Source organism: Pseudochryseolinea flava (genome assembly GCF_003286915.1).
GTDB classification, from domain to species: domain Bacteria; phylum Bacteroidota; class Bacteroidia; order Cytophagales; family Cyclobacteriaceae; genus Ohtaekwangia; species Ohtaekwangia flava.
In genome coordinates this window covers 98,580-119,884 of sequence record NZ_QMFY01000013.1, presented here as the reverse complement: position 1 = coordinate 119,884, position 21,305 = coordinate 98,580, and the positions used below count along the sequence as shown (strand labels likewise).

The window sequence follows — 21,305 nt, the reverse complement described above, 5'->3', positions numbered from 1 at the left end:
CGGCGTCAACACGTCTGAGGCGTCTATTCCGGGCAAGAAGGCGTTAATTCGCTTCAGAATTCAACGCCACCCTCTATGACTGAAAGACAAATTCTTCTCGTAAAGAACTCCTGGAGTTACGTGATTGTTAAATCCGAAGAGGCAGGACAATTATTCTATCACCGCCTATTCGAAATCGCACCTGAGTTAAAATCCTTGTTTAAATCGGAGCCCAAAGGACAAAGCCGAAAATTAATTAACATGGTAACGCTCATGGTGAGTAAATTGCAAAAGCTTGACGAGATACAAGGTGAAATAAAATCTCTTGCTACGCGTCATCATAAATATGGTGTTGATCCAGCGTACTACCGAATCGTCGGTGCCGCGTTCCTTTGGACTTTGCAGCAGGGTTTAAAAGATAAATGGAATGAGGAATTAGAGGAGGCATGGGTTGACATGTACGCCGTCATCAGCAATGCCATGATCAAGAATCAACAAGCTGTAGCAGCTTAACAAATAGAAATTCAAGATACGGTTGGACAAATTGGGGTTCCATCTGTGCCCATGACCTTTCCTATAAGGCATGGGCATTTTTTTGTGTCCCTTCCAAAAAGTCTGATACATTAGCATAACTAATCTTCAAACTATGTCAAAAATCGTTGTACTCGGCGCTGGCTTAGTCGGCAAAGCAATCGCGATCGACCTCGCTAAAAAACACGATGTCACATCCGTTGATGTCAATAACGAGGCGGTATCAAGCCTCAAACCACATCATGTCAACACGATAAAAGGCGACTTCTCAGATAAGCTATGGCTCACCAATCTTGTTCGTGATTTTGATTTAGTCGTTGGTGCTGTTCCCGGATTTCTCGGATTTCAAATGGTGAAGAATGTAATTGAAGCCGGTAAGAACATCGTAGACATTTCTTTCTTTCCTGAGGATTCGTTTTTACTCGATGATATTGCCAAGCAAAACAATGTTACTGTTGTTACAGATTGTGGTGTGGCACCAGGCATGAGCAATTTGATACTCGGCTATCATCATCCTCGGATGAAGATTGACACGTATGAATGCCTTGTGGGAGGACTGCCAGTTGTACGTGAATGGCCTTACGAATATAAAGCGGTCTTTTCTCCGATTGATGTGATTGAAGAATACATTCGTCCAGCACGCTATGTTCAAAACGGTGCGGTGGTCGTGAAGGAAGCATTATCTGATCCTGAGTTAATTCACTTCGAAGGAATCGGAACGCTTGAGTCTTGGAATAGCGATGGTCTGCGATCGTTAATCAAAACCATTCCTGGCGTTCCAAATATGATTGAGAAAACACTTCGCTATCCCGGGTGTATTGAATACTTACGCGTACTTCGTGAAAGTGGATTTTTCTCTTATGACGAAGTGGAAGTAAAAGGCGTTAAAATTCGTCCGATCGATGTTACCGCTAAACTCCTCTTTCCAAAATGGAAATTAAAACCTGGGGAACAGGAGTTTACCGTGATGCGCGTTCGCGTGATTGGTGAAGAGAATGGAAAACAGAAAACGTATGAATATAACGTCCTCGACCGAACCGACTTAAATACAAATACACTATCGATGGCCCGGACCACCGGATATACCTGCACCGCCGCGGTGGAACTCGTATTGAACGGAAGTTATTCCCGCAAAGGAATATCTCCTCCAGAGTTTGTAGGCGAGGATGAAAAGTGTTTCAAATTCATCCTACAATATCTGAAGGAGCGTGGCGTGATTTACACGATCACCGAAAATCAATCTTAGTTTACGATCACCACTTTGCAGACAACCGATTTGGTTTTTCCTTCGAGGCGGAGGAAGTATAGCCCAGGCGTTGCATGCAATTGAATTGTGTTTCCATCGACTGGTTTCGTTTCTATCTGGCGACCTGTAATGCTTGTCAAGGTAGCCTTCGTGAATTGAGCTGCGTACTCATTGCGAATCGTAAAGTTACCTCTTGATGGATTCGGGTAAAGCAAATCCTTCACAATGAGGTCATCTTCAACAGCCGTAGGCCCAGTGTTAGGAAGATTGATCACATAACGATTCGAGGTGATGTTTGTAATCACTGGCTCATTGAAATCGAAATAAATTGCCGCGCTATTCAATACATCCGTCCCATCTTCGATCGTCGAAATATTTTTGATTCTGTATTTTGTATAACCGTGACTATTCGGCTCATCACGAACGCTGTCAGGAAGCTCGATGTTGTTGAAGGTAAAGTTCAACACGTGGCCATTCAAGAAATATGTCATAGGATGACTTGAACTCAGAATTTCAAGCGAGGCGATATCAAGGTTGTGATCCAAAACATCTTTTACTTTTACCGTAAAGGCCGTATCTGTGCCCGTATTCTGAAAACGAATCGTGTACGTAAGATCCGATCCAATTTGCACGTAGCGTTCCGCGAGAATACCTTCTCGCACGAGTTTATCATTAGGATCGAACGAACCTGTAACGATCTGATGGAGCGAATCAATATTATCACCGAGATCCTCCTCGCCCGCAACGTCTTCTACTTGAATGACTGAGAACAACTCAGTGTTCAGCGGTGTACTTGCCGGGATATTAAACTTCAACGTAATGTATTCATATCCTAAACTTGGAAGTGTCGGCAAATCCCAAGTTAGCTGACCAGAATTTTCAGATGTCGGCTCGATACTGCTTTTTAACAATGTGAAATCCTTAGGGTAAGTGAATGTTACTTTGGGTGTCTCGCTTTCACTTCCTTCATTACGAACATTTATCCAATAGTAAGTATCAAAACCTGGACGCGTAGCCGATCCCGACACGGAAGCCGCGACATCATGAACAGCATCCCACATTATGCCGATCTGAAAATCAGGTAGTGGTTCTTCGTTCGGATATGTGAAAGTATAAGATAGCGGCGTGATGCCTTGCTGCCAAAAATCTTTCTCCTTCCAGCTAACCGTATTTTCACCCACTGAAGGCGAGAAAAGAAACTCACCATTTTTATTGGTTATCGCAAACGTATTAGAAGGTGATAATTTCAAAATGTGATTAGCGACACCTGGCTCTTCATCGTTCTGTTTTCCATCGCCATTTAAATCATTAAATAATTTCCCCTTCAGTTCATTTCCAACCACCGATTCGAAATGAATGAGATCATAACCGCGGTAATAATGAACATATACATCGCCGTTTCTTGCCACCGTAATCCCGTGAGGATAGTCATTATCACGCAAACCTGCCTCTTCGTTAATAACGTAAAAGTTCCCACGCTCCTGTACAAGTATATCATCGCCAGATAAGAAAATTTTCCTTCCCATTCCGTCTGCACCGGCATCACGTACCCACCAAAAGTCATCAGGAATTTTCACAAACTCATATTCCGCAGCTTCATCTTTTATATAGTAGCCATCCTGTTCTATGCTATTGTAACCAAAAACGATAAGACTATTGTCTGCATCGATGCCAAATGACCTAAAATATCCGTTTGGACTTTGGTCATCTTCTACTATTGCACCGTTATCGAGGTAGTAAATTTGCTCATATGACAGCAGGTACACTCTCCCATTAATGCTCACAGCGTCTACCAGCGCTTCTGATAATTCATACTTAATTGTGCTCCCATCCGACCGCACTTCTATCAGTTCGTATGTCGCGGAATTGTCTACTGTTTTTGCATATGAAATGTAGGCAGAACCTCCAACTGTATTGAGAAAATCATATACTTCTCGCACGTACTTTCCCCCGACTGTGCCTGAAGTATTATGATAGAATTGCCAGTCGTCGCGCTTTACGGCCACGCCATGGTAGTAACTTCCTACCCATAGCGAACCATTCGTATCTTTTCCGATTTCTAGAGAATCGTACTCATCGCCGAACACTTCTTCATATATGAGGTTAAACTCGTCGTTCTCTTTTCGATAGATATTGCCGCCAAGTGTCACCCACGTACCATCAACTTCCGGAATTACGCCGCCGATAGTTTGCCATCTGTCTTAGACGATGTTAAAACTTTCAACCGTGAACTTTTGTGCAGATACATTTACGCAGACAATAATTGCTGCAATGCGGTCAGAATGATTTTTTTCATGGGGTTCTAAAGAATTCCCCAAAAATAATCCTTTTTTACTTAACCTGCTATTTTGCCAACCTACTCTTCCAGTACCCATAGGCGAAGTAAACAATCAAACCAATTCCCATCCAAACAAAGAAGTAGATCCAAGAAAGTGCAGGAATTTCAATTAATAGATAAGCACAGAAGAGTACACCCAGAATCGGAATAACATTAAACTGTTTCACCACCGTCGCAATGGTTAGCGTGGTCGCGAGCAACACGAACAAAAGGAAAAGAATTTCTTGCAGGCCTTCATTGGTCAAGTTGGTCAAGCCAGCTTGCACGCGATCCAACATGAAGAACATGAATACAGCGTAGAGAATCGGAATTATAAAGCGGCCATTGATATACGGAAGCTTGAATTTTCCCTCTTGTACTTCACCTTTCAGGTTCACAACTTTCGGGAGCGTTAACACACCACCAGACACCAACACGAAGGCGAAGAGTGTTCCAATGCTAGTGAGATCTGTCATCAAACCAATCTCCATGAACAACGATGGTATGGCGACAATAATCCCTGTCATCAACGTAGAGAATGATGGCGTTTGAAATTTAGGATGAATCTTAGAAAATTTCTGTGGTAACAAACCATCACGACTCATGCTCATCCAAATGCGTGGCTGTCCAAGTTGAAATACCAACAACACACTCGTTGTTGCTACAACAGCACTGATCGAAATAATGTAACTGATCCAATCTTGTCCGACGAGTTCAAAAACATACGCCAATGGATCAGCAACTTTCAACGATGTGAATGGCACCATCCCTGTTAACACAAGCGTAATAAGAATGTACAACACGGTACAAATCACCAGCGAGTAAATCATCCCACGTGGTAAATCACGCTGTGGATTTTTACATTCTTCAGCCGTAGTCGAGATCGCATCAAATCCAATATACGCGTAGAACACGGCCGACACACCTTTCAACACTCCTTCAAATCCGTTGGGCAAGAATGGACTCCAGTTGCCGGGATTCACAAAGAAAAATCCGACAACGATCACAAAGAGTATCACGAGAATTTTAAAGATCACCAGGAAGTTCGTGGTCTTCTTGCTTTCCTTGATTCCAATGAATGTGAGAATACTAATGAGTACGACAACGACAAACGCAGGAACGTTAATGAAGATGTGCTTGCCTGCAATCACCGGCGCACTATGCCATGCTTCTTGCGCAAAGAGCAAACTTTTGTCCAACACTTTTCCATCGCGCAACGCTGCTTCTACTTCGGCGTAAGCATTTTTAGCAGTGGTCGGATCTGTAGTAAGCCACGCTGGTAAATGTACACCGAAGCCTTCGAGTAAATTGTTAAAGTACCCGCTCCATGAAATTGCCACCACAATATTGCCGATGGCATATTCAAGAATAAGTGCCCATCCGATAATCCAAGCGATCAGTTCTCCGAAAGAAACATAAGCGTAAGTGTACGCGCTCCCTGCGATAGGCACCCGACTGGCGAACTCCGCATAACAAAGTGCCGAGAACCCACAGGTAATGGCCGTTATAATAAAGAGGAGCGAAATGCCAGGGCCGCCGTTAAATGCAGCCGTACCAATCGTCGAAAAAATTCCGGCGCCTACTACCGCCGCGATTCCCATCGATGTTAAATCCTTGACGGTGAGTACCTTTTTTAATCCTTGCCCGCCGTGACCATGGTCCGTTTCCTGGTGAGGATCTTTGAGAATAGTATCAAGAGATTTTTTGCGAAATAGGGACTTAGACATCAGCTTAGGTTTAAGAGGGCCTCAAAATAGTAAAAAACCACAGGATTTAAACTCCTCCGCCCTCCTCTCGCTTACTTAAAAAGTTTTAATGTTATCCCAACGAGTTCACGCCATGATTTTTTCCTTAACTTCATGCATCGATGGCAATTTGATTTTTTCATCTGGTAATTGGATTTTTTAATGACTTCGACCAAGGATCATCACGATAGTGTAGACCAGCATGACCGCGCAGGGCTCAAAACGAATATTACGGCAGAAGAATTAACAGCGCTGCCCCTTAAAGCATTTTCCGGAAAGGTGCAGGTAGTTACTGATCCCACCAATTTCGCGAAAGTCGCACAAGAACTCTCCAAACACACCGTCATTGGTTTCGACACCGAAACGCGTCCGAGCTTTACAAAAGGTCAATCCTATAAAGTAGCATTGCTACAATTGGCCGTGCCTCATAAAGTTTTTTTGATCCGTCTTCATCACACCGGCATCGATGAGCACATCGTTAATATTTTCGAAAACCCCGGCATCATCAAAGCTGGCGTTGCTATCCGTGACGACATCAAGGCCCTACAAAAAATAAAACGCTTCCACCCTACCTCTTTCGTCGAACTCGCCACCATGTCGAAAGAAGCGGGCCTCCAAGTCGAAAGCGTAAAAAAACTCACTGGCCTACTACTCGGTTTTCGCATTTCAAAAAACGCGCAGACCTCCAATTGGGAAGCGCCCACACTCACAGAGAAACAAATCGAGTACGCCGCCACCGATGCCTGGGTATGTCTGGAGGTGTATAAGAAATTGTTGGCGATGGGAAAGAAGAAGCCTGGAGGTTGGAGTCAGGAGACAGAAGAGAATTAAGCAGTAAGTAGTAAGAAGTAGAATATTGGGGCGTTTCCCGCCGCGGCGGGCCGCGCTATCCGCTGCAACTCCGGCATCCCACATGCCACCACGCTTCGGGGTTTCCGCTGCTATCGCTAACGCAATAACCATCCTTACGATCCTCATACCTACCCATATTTGCCTATCTTTCAAAACCGTTAGCTGTCATTTAATCACCCGTTGCATGAAACAAAGACGTGTCATTATCCCTTATGACAAACACCTCAAGAAGTATGCGAGAAAACTGAGGAACAATTGCACTGCCTCCGAGGCTTGGCTCTGGCAATTTCTCAAAGGTCGACAAATGGAGGAGCACGATTTCCACCGCCAAAAACCAATCGACAGGTTTATCCTGGATTTTTATTGCTGTGAACTATTCCTCGGCATCGAAGTCGACGGTAGTAGCCATGATGATCCTGCTGTAAAAATCAAGGATGCGATCAAAGAATCACGGATGAATGAACTCGGCATCACATTACTTCGATTCACGGATGAGGAGGTGCTAAACAAAACCGACTTTGTGCTGAATGCAATTCGCGCGTGGGTGCGGGCAAGAGCGCAGAGCGACACTCCCCCTGCCCTCCCTCGATAGGGGGAATTGCAAGGTTAGCGTGATCACATCAGCTGCTTCGCCGAAGGTAGCCACGTTTTGCCGCAGGCAAAACTCCCCCCTCTCGAGAGGGGGCTAGGGGGTGTGTCGGCATTCACCGCCCACCATCCGCCATTCACCTACTTCCCACTGGCGGTGGCCTATCTCCCATATCCCACCCTAAAATCTCCCCGTATATTTGAATCATAAATCAAACAACAAAATGGAAACGCAAACCAACAACAACCCTTCACCCATCGGACAAGATCGCAATCCGGAATTTGGCAGAGGGGAACGTACTGGTAGAATCTTCTTAGGATTGATCATCATGACGATCGGCTCAATCTTCTTAGCAAAGCAAAGCGGTGTTGAAGTTCCAGGATGGTTGTTAAGCTGGCCGATGATATTGATCGTAGTCGGAATATTTGTTGGCGTAAAGCAGCGCTTCAAAGATTGGGCTTGGTTAATTTTGATCTTGATCGGCGGTGCATTCCTCGCCGGACGCCTTATCGAAGGTTTTAACATTGGTCACTACATGTGGCCTGTGATTATCATCGCGGTTGGCTTAATCATGATCATCAGACCTAAAAAAAAAGAATGGGAACATTGGAGAGGAAGACTAGATGAGAGAAGGCCGATCACGCCTGAACCCTATGCAACCGCTGCACAACAAGCACCGAGACGTAATGGTGAAGAATATTTCGAACTGGTAAACGTATTTGGTGGTTCAAAAAAAGTAGTTATCTCAAAAGATTTCCGCAGCGGAGAAGTCGTAACCATCTTTGGTGGCAGCGACATTAACTTTGGACAAGCAGACATGAATGGTCCTGCGACATTAGAACTCGTGCAAATTTTTGGCGGCGCAAAATTGATCGTGCCTGCAAACTGGAAAATTCAAACAGAAGAACTCGTGTGCATCTTTGGCGGCTTAGACGACAAACGTAGTCCAAGCTCGCTTAATACTGAAAGTGATAAAGTGCTCATCTTAAAAGGCACTTGCATCTTTGCAGGTATCGACATCAGAACCTACTGATGATTATTAAAAAAGGCCATGCATATAATCCTCATAATCCTCGTATTTCTTATGAACTGGTATATCGCAAAAATCGTGTTCGGCATCAAAACAGAAGCAGCACAGAAACAACAATTCGATGAGCAACTTCGACTCATTAGCGCCGACAATCAAGAAGAAGCTTTCTTGAAAGCTCGTACCATCGGATTAAACGAAGAAGATCTGTTTTTCAATGATAAGAACACCGCCGTGAAATGGGAGTTCATCAACGTTTCAGAACTCATTCCAATGAAAAATATGGAAGACGGCGTTGAAGTATATTCAAAAATTCATGAGATCGAGGAACCCGCGAACTATATTCATGTAGTACATCAAAAAGCGATTGCGATTCGTCTCAACGCTCGTCCCCTTTTTTAAGCCGTAACGATACCTGACCTTGAGCCAAAACGGAGTTTCAAAAACCAAGATCGCACTGTTCTATGCAGGATGGTGGCTTCTATTGGAAGTATTAGAAACTTATGCGCTCATCAAGACCTTCAACTTAGACTGGCATGTAGCCCTCACCGATGCATTGAACACAAACTTGTTGATTGCTACGGCGGGCTACTTCATGTTTAGTGCGCTTAATTACTACAGACCAAGTCCGAAAAATGCGATGTACTTGCTCGTGTGGAGTGTGATCATGTCGGGTGCGTGCGTACTCCTTCATAATTACCTGCTATCACATTATTGGTTCCAACACAACGAAGCATACCAACATTTTTTACAAGCATCTACGATTATGCGTGGATTGTTCTGTTGGTTGATGATCATGCTCATCGTGATCATGAGCTATATCTGGTACTATATGCGCGACCAGCAAGATGCAGAGCAACGACAAAACGATGCCTTGAAACTTGCACGTGAAGCGGAGCTCACAAATCTGCGTCAACAACTACAACCTCACTTTTTGTTCAATAGCTTAAATTCAATCAGTGCGCTGGCAGGATCGCGCCCTGAAGAAGCACGAAAAATGGTACAACAGCTTTCTGACTTTCTTCGTGGCACGATTCGTCGCGACAATAGTCAGATGGTGCCGCTATCGGAAGAGATACACCATCTCAACCTTTATCTCGAAATTGAAAAAGTTCGGTTTGGACATCGACTACGAACAGAAATCATCGCCGATGAATCCTTATCCGCCCTGCTACTTCCGCCCCTGCTCTTACAACCCATCGTAGAGAATGCAATCAAGTTTGGTTTATATGATACGGTTGGCGAAATCACGATCAGCATCAACGCATCAAAAGAAGCAGATGCCTTATCCATTAGCGTCCACAATCCTTTTGATCCCGATACGGCCTCGCCGCGACAAGGTACTGGCTTTGGATTGCAGTCCATACAACGTAGGCTATACTTGCTTTTTGCTCGTCAAGATCTACTTCAAACGAGCAAGGCTGGAAACATTTTTACAACTACCGTTAAAATTCCTCAACCACAATAACCATGATTAAAGCCATCATCATCGATGACGAACCGCTTGCGAGAAGCATCGTTCGCGAATATCTTCAGCAGCATGCGGGCATTGAAATTCTTCAAGAATGTAATGATGGTTTTGAAGGCGTCAAAGCAATTGCACAGCACAAACCTGATTTGATTTTCCTTGATATTCAGATGCCGAAGATCAATGGTTTTGAAATGCTGGAGCTTATTGAACAACCACCAGCTGTGATTTTTACAACAGCTTTCGACGAGTATGCCATGAAAGCTTTTGAAGCACACGCCATTGATTACCTCCTCAAACCCTTCAGCAAAGATCGGTTCGACAAAGCCCTTCAAAAATGGCAGCAACAAAATCAACTCACGGAAGTAAAAACGGCGCAACAAGTAGTTGTCAATGAAGAAATTCGTCAGCCTGAAGAACGAACACGCATTGTCGTGAAGGAAGGTGGGAATATCCGAATCATCCCCGTACATGAAGTCCACTATCTCGAAGCATACGACGACTACGTGAAGATCTATACAGCCAAGGAGATGTTTCTGAAAAAGAAAACGATGGGATTTTATGAACAATCGCTCGACGCTGCAACCTTCGTACGTGTTCATCGTTCCTACATGATTCAACTCAATCAACTTACACGCATTGAGCCGCTGGAGAAGGACAGTCACGTTGCGCTACTTAAAAGTGGCATACGCATTCCACTCAGCAAAAGCGGTTACACAAAGTTGAAGAGTGTATTAGGACTCTAACAGAAGCGTATTAAAGGATGGAAAAAAGAAAAGCCGCATTAGGATTTATTTTTGTTACGTTGCTTATTGACGTCATGGGATTCGGGATCATCATCCCCGTAATGCCGGAATTGATTGGCGACTTGATGCACGTGGAGGCGAATGAAGCATCCGAAATCAATGGATGGATGTTGGCAGCTTTCGGTGCAATGCAATTTCTTTTCTCACCGCTCGTTGGAAACTTGAGTGATCGCTTTGGACGGCGCCCGGTACTCCTTGCTTCGCTTTTCGGTTTTGCACTCGACTATTTACTCTTATTTTTTGCACCGACGATAGCATGGCTTTTCGTCGGTCGGATCATTGCCGGCATCATGGGCGCGAGCTTTACCACGGCGTCAGCATACATCGCTGACGTAACACCGCCCGAAAAACGCGCACAAAGTTATGGAATCATCGGCGTTGCATTCGGACTTGGATTCATACTCGGTCCGGCACTAGGTGGCGTTCTTTCGAAGTTTGGACCGCGTGCACCATTTGCTGCTGCCGCTGTACTCACGTTGCTAAATTGGCTTTACGGATTTTTCATCCTGCCGGAATCACTCGACCCTGCTCATCGAAGACCATTCGATTGGAGACGTGCTAATCCACTTGGTACATTAAAATTTTTACTGCGCTACAAAGTTATCCTCGGGCTCGTTGCCTCCATCGTACTACTCTACATGGCGTCGCATGCTATTCAAAGTACATGGTCGTTTTATACAGAATTCAAATTTGGATGGACGGGCTTCGACATTGGACTGTCACTCGCATTTGTCGGTGTACTTATCGCCGGTGTGCAAGGAGGACTCATTCGTTTTGTTATACCCAAACTCGGTGAAAGAAGAAGCGTATACATTGGCGTCTTCCTCAACGCAATTGGTTTGATCCTTCTCGGCCTTGCCACACAAGGTTGGATGATGTACGCTTTTTTAGTACCGTATTGCCTCGGCGGTATTACAGGGCCGGCGTTGCAAGGCATCATGTCTAAACAGGTACCCCCAAATGAGCAAGGAGAATTACAAGGGTCACTCACAAGTTTGATCAGCATTACATCGATCTTTGGGCCAATCATGATGAGCGAATTATTCTATTATTTTTCTAAGCCCAACCCGGTTGGATATTTTCCAGGCGCAGCGATGATTACCGGTGCCGTATTCATGATCATCAGCGCACTGATGGCGCGCGTGAGTTTAAAGAAAAATTTATTGGTAACCGAAGTAGCACCTGATCAAGTACCACCATCGCATCATTGATCAAACGTTAATACCACGGGTATACTCAATGCGTTCATCAATTTAACCTTCGCTGATAATTTTTCCTTCTCACGAAGGGGAACTTCACCGCGCATAAAGCATCGTGATTGAAAATCTTGCTCCAAAATTTTCAATTCAAATTCCTTCACCAACTTCATCACATCTGGCGTAACCGGGTAATCGTATTGAATTTGAAAGGTATGGAAGACTTCTTTGGTAATAATCACAGCATCATTCAACGCCGCTTCTGCAGAAGTTTTATATGCGCTCACAAGCCCACCAACACCAAGCTTCACGCCACCAAAATATCGCACGACCACGACAAGCACATCGGTGAGATTTTTCGAACGAATCTGTCCGATAATGGGATCGCCAGCAGAATGATTTGGTTCACCATCGTCAGCAGCGCGAAATATCTTTTTTTCAGGGCCGAGAATCCAAGCGTAACAGTGATGTCGTGCGTCGAAATAAATTTTTCTTAAGTCATTTAAGCGTTCTTTTATTTCGCCCTCGGATTGCACAGGGTAGGCAAAAGCAAGGAATTTGCTTCCCTTTTCCTTATACGTGCCTTCACACGGCTTCTCGATGGTTTGATAACTGAAAACAGGCATGTAACCTGATTGATTTTTTTTCGTCAAAGAAAGGAAATAAATGCATCTTGTATGCAACCTCCTTTAACTGTTCCTGTCTCTTAGTCCGTAATCCATTTAACTATGAAAAAACAATTATCACTCCTCAGCTTAGCGCTCATACTTTGCGTCACTACGCTTTTCGCCCAAAATCGTGAGACTCGCTCCGTTGGATCGTTCACAAAAGTCTCGTTCCGTACGCCTGGCAAATTATACATCCGCCAAGGCAGCTCGCAAAAGGTAGAGATCGAAGGTAAAAAAGATATCGTGAGTCAAATTGAAACCGAAGTAGAAGGTTCCAAACTTGTGATTGGCAAAAAAGGAAAATGGTCTGATTGGAGCTGGGGCAGTGATGACCAGATTACAGTTTACATCACAGTAACAAAACTCGAAGGATTAAATGTTGCAGGTTCCGGTGATGCCATCGGCGAAACAAAATTCACAACCGACAATGTTGAATTATCAGTAAGTGGATCTGGATCTCTAAAAATTGACGTTGCCGCTTCTGGAAGCATGGACGCTAACGTGTCGGGTTCAGGTAATATGGATTTGAAAGGAAGCGCAAAAAGTCTTGAAAGCGATGTAAGCGGATCCGGTGGCATTGATTTCACGCTTGCTATAACGGACAACGCTGACTTCGCCATTTCAGGGTCGGGTAAGATTGAAGGAAGTGGTTCAGCCAAGTATGTAAAAACATCCGTGACGGGTTCAGGAAAAATTCTGTGCCGCGATTTAGTAACAAATCGCTGCGATGTGCGCATCTCTGGTTCAGGCGACGTAGAGATTAACGTTACAAATGAGCTGGATGCAAACATTACAGGTAGTGGTACCGTTACTTATAAAGGCAACCCGAGCAAAGTGAATAGCAGCGCAACAGGTAGTGGAAAAGTAAGCAAGTTCTAAGAACATATCATTAACCGTTAAAGGCTGTCTCAAAGAATTTGGGACAGCTTTTTTTTTTGCGAGTATGTCTCGGGCATCAATTTTTCATAGCTTTCACCATGGAAATTGATTTACAATTTGATTTAGAGTCAGCTTTTAGACTATTCCTCTCTTTTGTTATTGGCACGGCCATTGGCATGGAGCGGGAATATCGTAGCAAAGCCGCTGGCCTTCGTACGATTATCATGATCTGCTTGGGCGCCACAATCTTTACGGAAATCTCCATCGCTATTGGGGGCGCATCTCCCGACCGCATCGCTTCCACCGTCGTTACAGGTATCGGATTTCTTGGCGCAGGCGTAATCTTCCGCGACGGCCTAACTGTCAGTGGAATTACTACCGCAACTACCATTTGGATTTCTGCCGCGCTGGGCATGGCGGTCGGCGCAGGGGAATATTTCATTGCACTATCGGGGTCGGTCATCGTCATCGTCGTGCTGACACTTTTCGAAAAAGTAAAATTGCAAATCTCCCGACAACATCAAGCACGAACGTATAAGATCGAGTTTGAGCGCACGCATGCACTGAAAGAACTTATCAACGTAAAACTATCATCTCTGCAACTTCGCTATCTGCAAGAACGTGATATGAAGAAAGAAGACAGCACAATACTGGTATATGAAGTATTTGGTACGGAAGCGAGGCTTGAAGCATTTAATGCGTTTTTAAAAGAAGAAGCGCGTATAAAATGTTACGAATATTGATGGGTGAAGTAGCGACGGCTCAAGTAAACTCATTCCACATACGGCCACCCGTCGTCATGCCACAATAACTTTTCGATCTTCAATTTTGGTTTGCCTTGATCCGCAGCATCGTAAGCATGAAAGACTAAATAGTCGACACCGTCAAAAGTGTAGACAGCGTTATGACCTACACCTGGCCAAGCAGCATCGCCGCCACGCAGTAGTGATCCCCCGCCCTCATCCATTCGCTTCCCATCCTTATCTACATAGGGGCCGTGAATTTTCTCAGCACGACCAACCATGATCTTATAGTTGCTGTCGACACCTTTACAACAATAATCGAACGAGACAAAGAGGTAATAATATTGCTTGTGTTTAAAAATGAACGGCGCTTCAACGGCTGCATCGCCACCATCATGATCCGCCCGTTTAAAATCACGTGAGCGCTTCGAAACCGTGTACCACTCCTGCGGATCTGCAATTTTAGTGAGCGTCTTGTCAAGCTTCACCAACTTCATTCCACTCCAAAATGATCCGAATACAAGCCATGGAATTTGTGCGTCGTCATAAATCAAATTCGGATCGATGGCATTCCAGAGATCGCGACCTGGAACAGATTGAATGACTTTGCCATGATCAACCCATTTAAAATTTTTCTCCTGAGAATTCAGTGTTTCGTTGGTTGCTACACCGATGCATGAAGTATTTTTCCCGAATGCAGAAACTGAGTAGTAGAGATAAAATTTTCCGTTGTGAAAAGAAACATCTGGTGCCCAAACATGTCCTTTAAATCCTGGCACAGCTTCCACTGCCCATGCAGGAGGTGCATTAAAAACTGGCTTCTCTTCTTTCCAGTTTTTCATATCCGTTGAAGAAAAAACGGAGATACCCTTGCCCGTACAGAACAAGTAGTATACTCCGTTTTGCTTGATCATAACCGGATCGTGTACACGAATATTCTGGGCCAACGTTTTACATTGTAGGCCACAAAAAATTATCACGACTAGCAGTACACGAACCACTGATTACTTTGTTTTAACTTTTAGCACGGTCATGGAATACGGCGCCAACGCTATCGCTACAGTTTTTCCCTTTACAGAAACTTTTTCTTCAGTCGGCTTAATATTTAGCGAGCCGAATGAATTCACAGCGTCTAGATCTTGACTCTTCAGTATTGTTAGCGTACCTGTTGAATTGATTTTTTTTCCTCCCGCAAGCTCAACGTTGTGCCTTGCCTCCTTGTCGGTAACATTCACAAGTTTCACAATGATTTCTTTCGTGGCGTTGTCCCAAGCGGCAGTTGCATAAATTCCTTTCTGCCCTGTCAATTTTTCTTTGTCTTCAAGTATAGAAAGAACGTTAGTACCCTTGTTGCTTGCGAACAACTTCTGCACATAGTAGTTGGCCGTTCCGTATGCTTCGAGGTTGTTGAACCAAATGAGATCCGGTGTCCATTGCCAACCTTCTGCATGCGCGAAGAGTGGGGCATACGATGCCATATACACCACGTCGGCGTTGCGCTCAAGGCCCGTCATGAATGCCGCTTCAGACAGTGCGCACTTCCATGAGTTTTTGTTCTCCGGACTAGCAATACCTGCGCTCTGTGCAGCATACTCACCAGCGAAAATTTTCGGTCCCTTGCGATCATAGTTGTCATAGCGTGAAGCATTTTGCTGAAACCATTCCGGATTCTTATAATAATGTTCGTCCAAAATATCGGCTTTCAACTCGCGCAATGTTGGATTTAAATAATCGAACAGCTCACCATCTGGTGAAGGTCCAACACTTGTTACCAATTTTATTTCCGGATACTTGGCTTTAATCGCTTTTGCAAAAACTTTGTAACGCTCGATGTACTGAGGTCCCCACTGCTCATTACCGATTCCTAAAAATTTCAAATTGAAAGGCGCGGGATGCCCTAAATCGGATCTTAGCTTTCCCCATGTCGTGTTAACGTCGCCATTGGCAAATTCGATCAGGTCAAGCGCATCTTGCAAGTATGGATCAAGTTCTTCCAATGGAACAACTTCACCCGTGTTGAACTGGCATGCCATACCACAATTTAAAATTGGCAGAGGTGATGCACCAATGTCTTCTGACAACTGGAAGTACTCAAAGAATCCTAAGCCGAATGTTTGATAATAGTCAGGCGTAGACCGATGTTTAAATTCTGAATTCCAGCGATTCACAATCAGTTCACGATCTTCAATTTTGCCGACAGTTTTTTTCCATTGATACCGTGTAACAAGTTCTCTCCCTTCAACGATACATCCTCCGGGGAAACGAAGAAATCCAGGTTTCATATCAGCGAGTAATTGAACGAGATCTTGTCGTAGTCCTTCAGGTCTTCCTTTCCATGTATCGTTCGGAAAAAGTGAGATCATATCGGCTTCAACAATTCCTTTGCCTTCAAACCAGATTTTGAAAGAGGCTTTCAGATCAGTACTCGTCGCAGTGAAGCTAACTTTTTGTTTTGTCCAATCTTTGCCAACCGTCAACGTCGCACTTCCAATAGATTCGTCTTCACTGTTCACTAATTCGACACGCATTTTTCCATTTCCTTCGACTGCTCTTGCCCACAATGAAAAATGATATTGTAAGTCTTTTTTGATACCCATGCCACGGAAACCTTCGTTGGAAATACCGTAGCTTCCCTTTGATGCATCGAAAGTAAAACGAGCATAGCGTGGATTATTTTTGTTTGTTGTCGTACGATTTTCGATAAGTACAGATCCTGTTGCGCCGTCTTTCTTAATTTCTTTCCAGCCCATCATCGGCGAATAAAATTCGAAAGATCGATTTTTGATAAGCTCAGCATATAATCCGCCATCAGCGCCAAGATTGATGTCTTCGAAAAAAATTCCCCACATCGTCGGTTGAATTTCCGCGATCGGCTTATCGGTATTCACCGTTATTTTCGATTGGCCATAACTATACCATGCGATCACAGAACACCCGAGCGTGATCATCAACTTCTTTAGATTCATAACTAAAATTTATCGTGACTAACCCCTACTTATTTCAATTCCAGCACCACCACTGAGAATGGCGGAAGTTTCACTTGAAGTTTTCCGTTTTTCAACTGCGCATCTTTGAATGCTGCAGGCTTAATCTTATCCGTTTGCTCGAAAGAGTTGAAGTCCTGAACTTTCGCGCTCGTTAAAATTCGGCCGCTCACCGTTTTGTATTCATTACGAGAAAGGTCTATCGTAATTTCTTGCGACTGTTTTGAATCAATATTCACCAATGAAATATGCGTTGCTCCTTTCGCATCTTTTGTAGCAGAAGCCGACACCGCAGGAAGCGACTGGTTGTTAAACTTATACTCTGCTGATTTAATCACCAACGGAACGAGCTTCGCATCCTGATGCACATTGTACATCTCCATCACGTGGTAAGTTGGCGTGAGAATCATCTTATCTTCTTTTGTAAGAATAACAGATTGCAACACATTGATTGTTTGTGCGAGGTTGGCTATTCGAACCCGCTCGGCATGGTTGTTAAATATATTTAGCGTCATGCCGGCAATCATCGCGTCGCGCATGGTATTCTGTTGGTAAAGGAATCCCGGGTTAGTACCATCTTCAACATTGTACCATCCGCCCCATTCATCAACAACCAATGCAATTTTTTTCTTCGGGTCATACTTGTCCATGATCGTCGAGTGACGGGTCACCAGTTCTTCCATCCACCAAGCAGATTTCATTGTAGCAAAATATTGCTCTTCAGTAAATGCGGTGGCTGATCCTTTATGATTCCACTCCACTGTCGAGTAATGATGCAACGCAATACCATCGAGCATGTGGTGCGGAATGTCACGCATCAATACTTCTGTCCAATGATAGTCTGCTTCGTTAGCGCCCGACGCTATACGAAATAATTTGCTGCTATTCGACCAGTCTGACATAAACGTTGCATACTGGCGATAGATATTCGCATAGTGTTCAACGCGCATGTTACCGCCGCAACCCCAAGCTTCATTTCCTACACCCCAGAACGAAACGTTCCAAGGCTTCTCTCTACCATTTGATTTTCGAAGATTCGACATCGGGCTCACACCTGGATGATTAACATATTGAACCCATTCTGCAAACTCTTGTACCGTGCCACTTCCAACATTACCAGCGAGGTACGGCTCAGTGCCGATCAACTCACACATATTTAGAAAATCGTGTGTCCCAAAACTGTTGTCTTCAGTAACACCACCCCACCACTGGTTAACGATCGTGGGTCTTTTATCTTTTGGACCAATACCGTCTTTCCAATGATATGTATCTGCAAAACATCCGCCAGGCCAACGAAGATTAGGAACTTTCAATTTCTTCAACGCATCCACTACATCGTTACGAACACCGGATGTGTGCGGGATCGTTGTATTTTTTTCACCAACATAAAATCCATCGTAAATGCATCGACCCAAATGCTCCGCGAAATGCCCGTAAATATTTTTGCTCACAACCGTCTCTTGCGCATTGGGCAAAAGTTCGATGGTATTGCTCTGCCCATACGCCATCAGCGACAGGTAGGTTGAAAAAACAACAAGTAAAAAGGATTTGGTGATTGGTCGTCTCATCATACTTTCTGGTTTATCTGGATTGCTCAAATCGGCAGTCCGTATTAGGTGATTGTTTTTTAACAACTGTCAAGATCAGAACGCTGCTGTGAAAATGCCTAATTCAGATCCTATCAATCGTTTGTAAATAATGTACAATTTACACTTATTTATTTAAAAGGTATGAACCACACTTATTATTTTTATTCACTACATAAATAATGTAGATGTGTTCCAAAAAAAATGACCGGCGCTACACCGGTCACTTTTACTTTCTTTGTGCTTAAATGAACTTCACCCCTTCATGGTGTAGTTTACTGTATTTCGCTTTATCGAATACATAATAGAATGCGCCTTTACGCGAAGATTCTTTTTCTTTTTCGTTGAGCTTATTAAGTATGCCCAATGAAAGAACCTTTCTGGTGAAGTTGCGCTTATCAAGCGGACTTTCATAAATCGCTTCGTACAGATTTTGCAACTGCGGAAGTGTAAATTTTCCTGGAAGCAATTCAAAACCAATCGGGTGATTGGCAACTTTTTGTTGAAGACGATCTTTTGCTTTTTCAAGCATGTCCTTATGATCGAATATTAAATCTGGTATTGAGTTTAGCGGAAACCAACGCGCTTCGTGCTCAAGCTGAAGTTGCTCACTATAATCTGCAATGTTGATGAGTGCATAGTAGGCTATCGAAATAACACGTCCTTCGGAATCGCGGTTAACATCACTGAAGCAATACAATTGCTCCATGTAGATGTCGTGCATTCCGGTGAGTTGATGCAAAACGCGAATAGCAGCTTCATCGGTGCTTTCATCTCTGTTGACGAAACCACCCATCAGCGACCACTTACCTTTCTCAGGTTCAAAACCTCTTTTAATTAGCAGCGCTTTCAATTGACTGCCATCAAATCCGAAGATGATGCAGTCAACGGCGACCAAAACGCGGTCGTGACTTGTGTACTTGTCAATATCCATTGCGGGTCTTTTGTTGGTTGGTTTGGGCTATACCGCTAAATATCTACAATATTACCAGAATTTAACATAGAGCGCGGCTAAAATTAGAAATGTCATAATTATCATGATCGTTGTTGAAGGCTTTACTCTAAACATTTCAGCATCGATGTCGAATGATTTCGGATTAATTTTCGGCCCGCTTAAACTCATTATGACCATAACCAACACCGTGAAGAGGAACGAAAGTCCCATGCAAATCAAGAATGGAATTTCATATCCACCTTTACCGTTGGGATATGCCGTGTATAAAAACGTTTCGTTTCCGAGTAATTGTGGCGCCATTTGATTGAAGAAAACCGATAACGCAAATCCAGTAACAACACCGGCAATCGCCGCGGCGCCCGTCGTGCGTTTCCAGAACATCCCTAAGATGAACATGGCAAACACACCTGGACTAATGAACCCTGTATATTTTTGAATGAATGTAAATCCACCTTCGCCACCAATACCGAGGAGATCTTCCCATGTAAAGATCAATGCAACAATCATAGACACCACTACAGAAAGTCGGCCTACCCATACAAGTTTCTTTTCGTTGGCTGCACCGTCGATATACTTTTTATAAATGTCTAAAGTGAAGATTGTCGAGATACTGTTTGCTTTGCCTGCGAGCGACGCAACAATTGCTGCTGTGAGCGCTGCGATTGATAACCCTTTCAATCCACTTGGCAAGAAACCTAAGATTGCTGAATACGCGCCATCTTTACTTCCGCCTTCCAATTGTGGAAGATGTCCATTTTTATACAACACATAAGCCGCAATACCTGGCAGCATCACGATGATGGGCATCATCAACTTTAAGAAACCAGCGAACAAAATTCCCGTGCGTGCAGTTTGCAGGTCGGCCCCCAGCGCACGTTGCGTGATGTACTGATTACATCCCCAGTAGTTAAGATTTACGATCCACTGTCCTGCGAAATACATCGCGATGCCAGGCAACACCAAGTACTTATTGATATGTTCTTGTGTTGAATCAGGACCTGGTTTATCGATGATCATATGAAAATGATCCGGAGCATCTTTCATCAACACTTTGAAGCCTTCTAACGCACTCGAGCCTAAGCCGAATTTCTCACTCACAATTGTCAACGCTAAATATGTTGTCGCTAATCCACCAATAATCAAAACACCCACTTGGATTACATCGGTGTAGCCGATCACTTTCATTCCGCCGAGCGTAATCACCAGCGCAAAAATGGCGAGTCCGAGCATAATCACGTGCAATGATTCGCCGCCTACCAATCCGTTGATTGCTACTGCACCCAAGTATAAAATTGATGTGAGGTTAACGAAGATGTACAAGAACAACCAGAAGCCCGCCATGATCAACGCTACCGTTTCGTTATAGCGCGTTTTCAAAAATTGCGGCATCGTGTAGATTTTGTTCTTGAGATAAATGGGAATGAACCACACCGCGATGATGATCAACGCGATGGCAGCAATCCATTCGTAGGCAGCAACAGCAATACCAACAAAAAATCCTTCACCACTCATCCCGATAAATTGCTCAGCAGAAATATTCGAGGCTATCAACGATGCACCAATGGCCCACCATGTAAGCGATCCTTCTGCGAGAAAAAAATCCTTCGTATCTGTGACAGCTTTCTTCTTTTGATTATAGACCCAAAAGCCATAGCCGGCTACGATTAAAAAGTAGATAATACAGACCAGATAGTCTGCTAAGACTAGAGAATGATTCATATAGGTTTAGGATTA

19 protein-coding genes are annotated in these 21,305 nt (G+C 44.0%); 11 read left to right on the top strand and 8 right to left on the bottom strand.

Features of this window, described 5'->3' with window-relative positions:
* Positions 1–75: 75 nt before the first annotated feature.
* Both DQQ10_RS21060 and DQQ10_RS21055 read left to right on the top strand, forming a co-directional pair.
* Complete coding sequence (locus tag DQQ10_RS21060; protein ID WP_112748902.1) at positions 76–492, top strand: globin domain-containing protein; 417 nt, start codon at positions 76–78, stop codon at positions 490–492.
* 133 nt (positions 493–625) lie between these two features.
* Entirely contained in the window at positions 626–1,756 is a 1,131-nt protein-coding gene (locus DQQ10_RS21055) for a saccharopine dehydrogenase family protein (protein WP_112748901.1), read from the top strand.
* Here the strand turns inward: DQQ10_RS21055 and DQQ10_RS21050 are convergent.
* Together DQQ10_RS21050 and DQQ10_RS21045 are read right to left on the bottom strand one after the other, a co-directional pair.
* Positions 1,753–3,906: a DUF7619 domain-containing protein gene (locus tag DQQ10_RS21050; protein ID WP_112748900.1), complete on the bottom strand. Its 2,154-nt coding sequence runs from the start codon at positions 3,904–3,906 to the stop codon at positions 1,753–1,755. The two genes, DQQ10_RS21055 and DQQ10_RS21050, sit on opposite strands and share 4 nt — an antisense overlap.
* 193 nt (positions 3,907–4,099) lie before the next feature.
* Positions 4,100–5,800 (bottom strand): amino acid permease, encoded by a 1,701-nt coding sequence (locus DQQ10_RS21045; protein WP_112748899.1) that lies wholly within the window; start codon positions 5,798–5,800, stop codon positions 4,100–4,102.
* Positions 5,801–5,980: 180 nt separating this feature from the next.
* On the opposite strand from DQQ10_RS21045, the gene DQQ10_RS21040 reads away from it, so the two are divergent.
* From DQQ10_RS21040 to DQQ10_RS21010, 7 genes are all read left to right on the top strand, one after another.
* On the top strand, positions 5,981–6,649 hold the full coding sequence (locus DQQ10_RS21040) for a 3'-5' exonuclease (RefSeq protein ID WP_112748898.1): 669 nt from the start codon (positions 5,981–5,983) through the stop codon (positions 6,647–6,649).
* Between the two features lie 205 nt (positions 6,650–6,854).
* On the top strand, positions 6,855–7,262 hold the full coding sequence (locus tag DQQ10_RS21035) for an endonuclease domain-containing protein (protein ID WP_112748897.1): 408 nt from the start codon (positions 6,855–6,857) through the stop codon (positions 7,260–7,262).
* A 220-nt stretch (positions 7,263–7,482) separates the two neighbouring features.
* Complete coding sequence (locus DQQ10_RS21030; RefSeq protein WP_112748896.1) at positions 7,483–8,292, top strand: LiaF transmembrane domain-containing protein; 810 nt, start codon at positions 7,483–7,485, stop codon at positions 8,290–8,292.
* Between the two features lie 51 nt (positions 8,293–8,343).
* On the top strand, positions 8,344–8,688 hold the full coding sequence (locus tag DQQ10_RS21025; protein WP_165824040.1) for a DUF4288 domain-containing protein: 345 nt from the start codon (positions 8,344–8,346) through the stop codon (positions 8,686–8,688).
* A 19-nt stretch (positions 8,689–8,707) separates the two neighbouring features.
* Positions 8,708–9,754, top strand: a complete 1,047-nt coding sequence (locus tag DQQ10_RS21020) for a sensor histidine kinase (RefSeq protein WP_112748894.1) — start codon at positions 8,708–8,710, stop codon at positions 9,752–9,754.
* 2 nt (positions 9,755–9,756) lie between these two features.
* Entirely contained in the window at positions 9,757–10,500 is a 744-nt protein-coding gene (locus tag DQQ10_RS21015; RefSeq protein WP_112748893.1) for a LytR/AlgR family response regulator transcription factor, read from the top strand.
* A gap of 17 nt (positions 10,501–10,517) precedes the next feature.
* On the top strand, positions 10,518–11,771 hold the full coding sequence (locus DQQ10_RS21010; protein WP_112748892.1) for a TCR/Tet family MFS transporter: 1,254 nt from the start codon (positions 10,518–10,520) through the stop codon (positions 11,769–11,771).
* Here DQQ10_RS21010 and DQQ10_RS21005 read toward each other — a convergent pair.
* Entirely contained in the window at positions 11,765–12,382 is a 618-nt protein-coding gene (locus DQQ10_RS21005) for an IMPACT family protein (protein WP_112748891.1), read from the bottom strand. The two genes, DQQ10_RS21010 and DQQ10_RS21005, sit on opposite strands and share 7 nt — an antisense overlap.
* A gap of 102 nt (positions 12,383–12,484) precedes the next feature.
* Between DQQ10_RS21005 and DQQ10_RS21000 the strand changes: the two genes are divergently transcribed.
* Together DQQ10_RS21000 and DQQ10_RS20995 are read left to right on the top strand one after the other, a co-directional pair.
* Entirely contained in the window at positions 12,485–13,303 is an 819-nt protein-coding gene (locus DQQ10_RS21000; RefSeq protein ID WP_112748890.1) for a head GIN domain-containing protein, read from the top strand.
* Positions 13,304–13,401: 98 nt separating this feature from the next.
* Positions 13,402–14,046: an MgtC/SapB family protein gene (locus tag DQQ10_RS20995; RefSeq protein WP_112748889.1), complete on the top strand. Its 645-nt coding sequence runs from the start codon at positions 13,402–13,404 to the stop codon at positions 14,044–14,046.
* A 29-nt stretch (positions 14,047–14,075) separates the two neighbouring features.
* Here DQQ10_RS20995 and DQQ10_RS20990 read toward each other — a convergent pair whose 3' ends face one another.
* From DQQ10_RS20990 to DQQ10_RS20970, 5 genes are all read right to left on the bottom strand, one after another.
* Positions 14,076–15,026 carry an arabinan endo-1,5-alpha-L-arabinosidase gene (locus tag DQQ10_RS20990; RefSeq protein ID WP_262511775.1) on the bottom strand — a complete coding sequence of 317 codons (951 nt, stop codon included), beginning with the start codon at positions 15,024–15,026 and terminating at the stop codon, positions 14,076–14,078.
* 24 nt (positions 15,027–15,050) lie between these two features.
* Positions 15,051–17,012, bottom strand: coding sequence for an alpha-L-arabinofuranosidase C-terminal domain-containing protein (locus DQQ10_RS20985; protein ID WP_221409765.1), 1,962 nt, complete (start codon positions 17,010–17,012; stop codon positions 15,051–15,053).
* Positions 17,013–17,041: 29 nt separating this feature from the next.
* Positions 17,042–18,601 (bottom strand): alpha-N-arabinofuranosidase, encoded by a 1,560-nt coding sequence (locus DQQ10_RS20980; RefSeq protein WP_394341993.1) that lies wholly within the window; start codon positions 18,599–18,601, stop codon positions 17,042–17,044.
* Positions 18,602–18,860: 259 nt separating this feature from the next.
* Positions 18,861–19,550, bottom strand: a complete 690-nt coding sequence (locus DQQ10_RS20975; RefSeq protein ID WP_112748886.1) for an NUDIX hydrolase — start codon at positions 19,548–19,550, stop codon at positions 18,861–18,863.
* 51 nt (positions 19,551–19,601) lie between these two features.
* Positions 19,602–21,290, bottom strand: coding sequence for a sodium/sugar symporter (locus DQQ10_RS20970; protein ID WP_112748885.1), 1,689 nt, complete (start codon positions 21,288–21,290; stop codon positions 19,602–19,604).
* Positions 21,291–21,305: the final 15 nt, after the last annotated feature.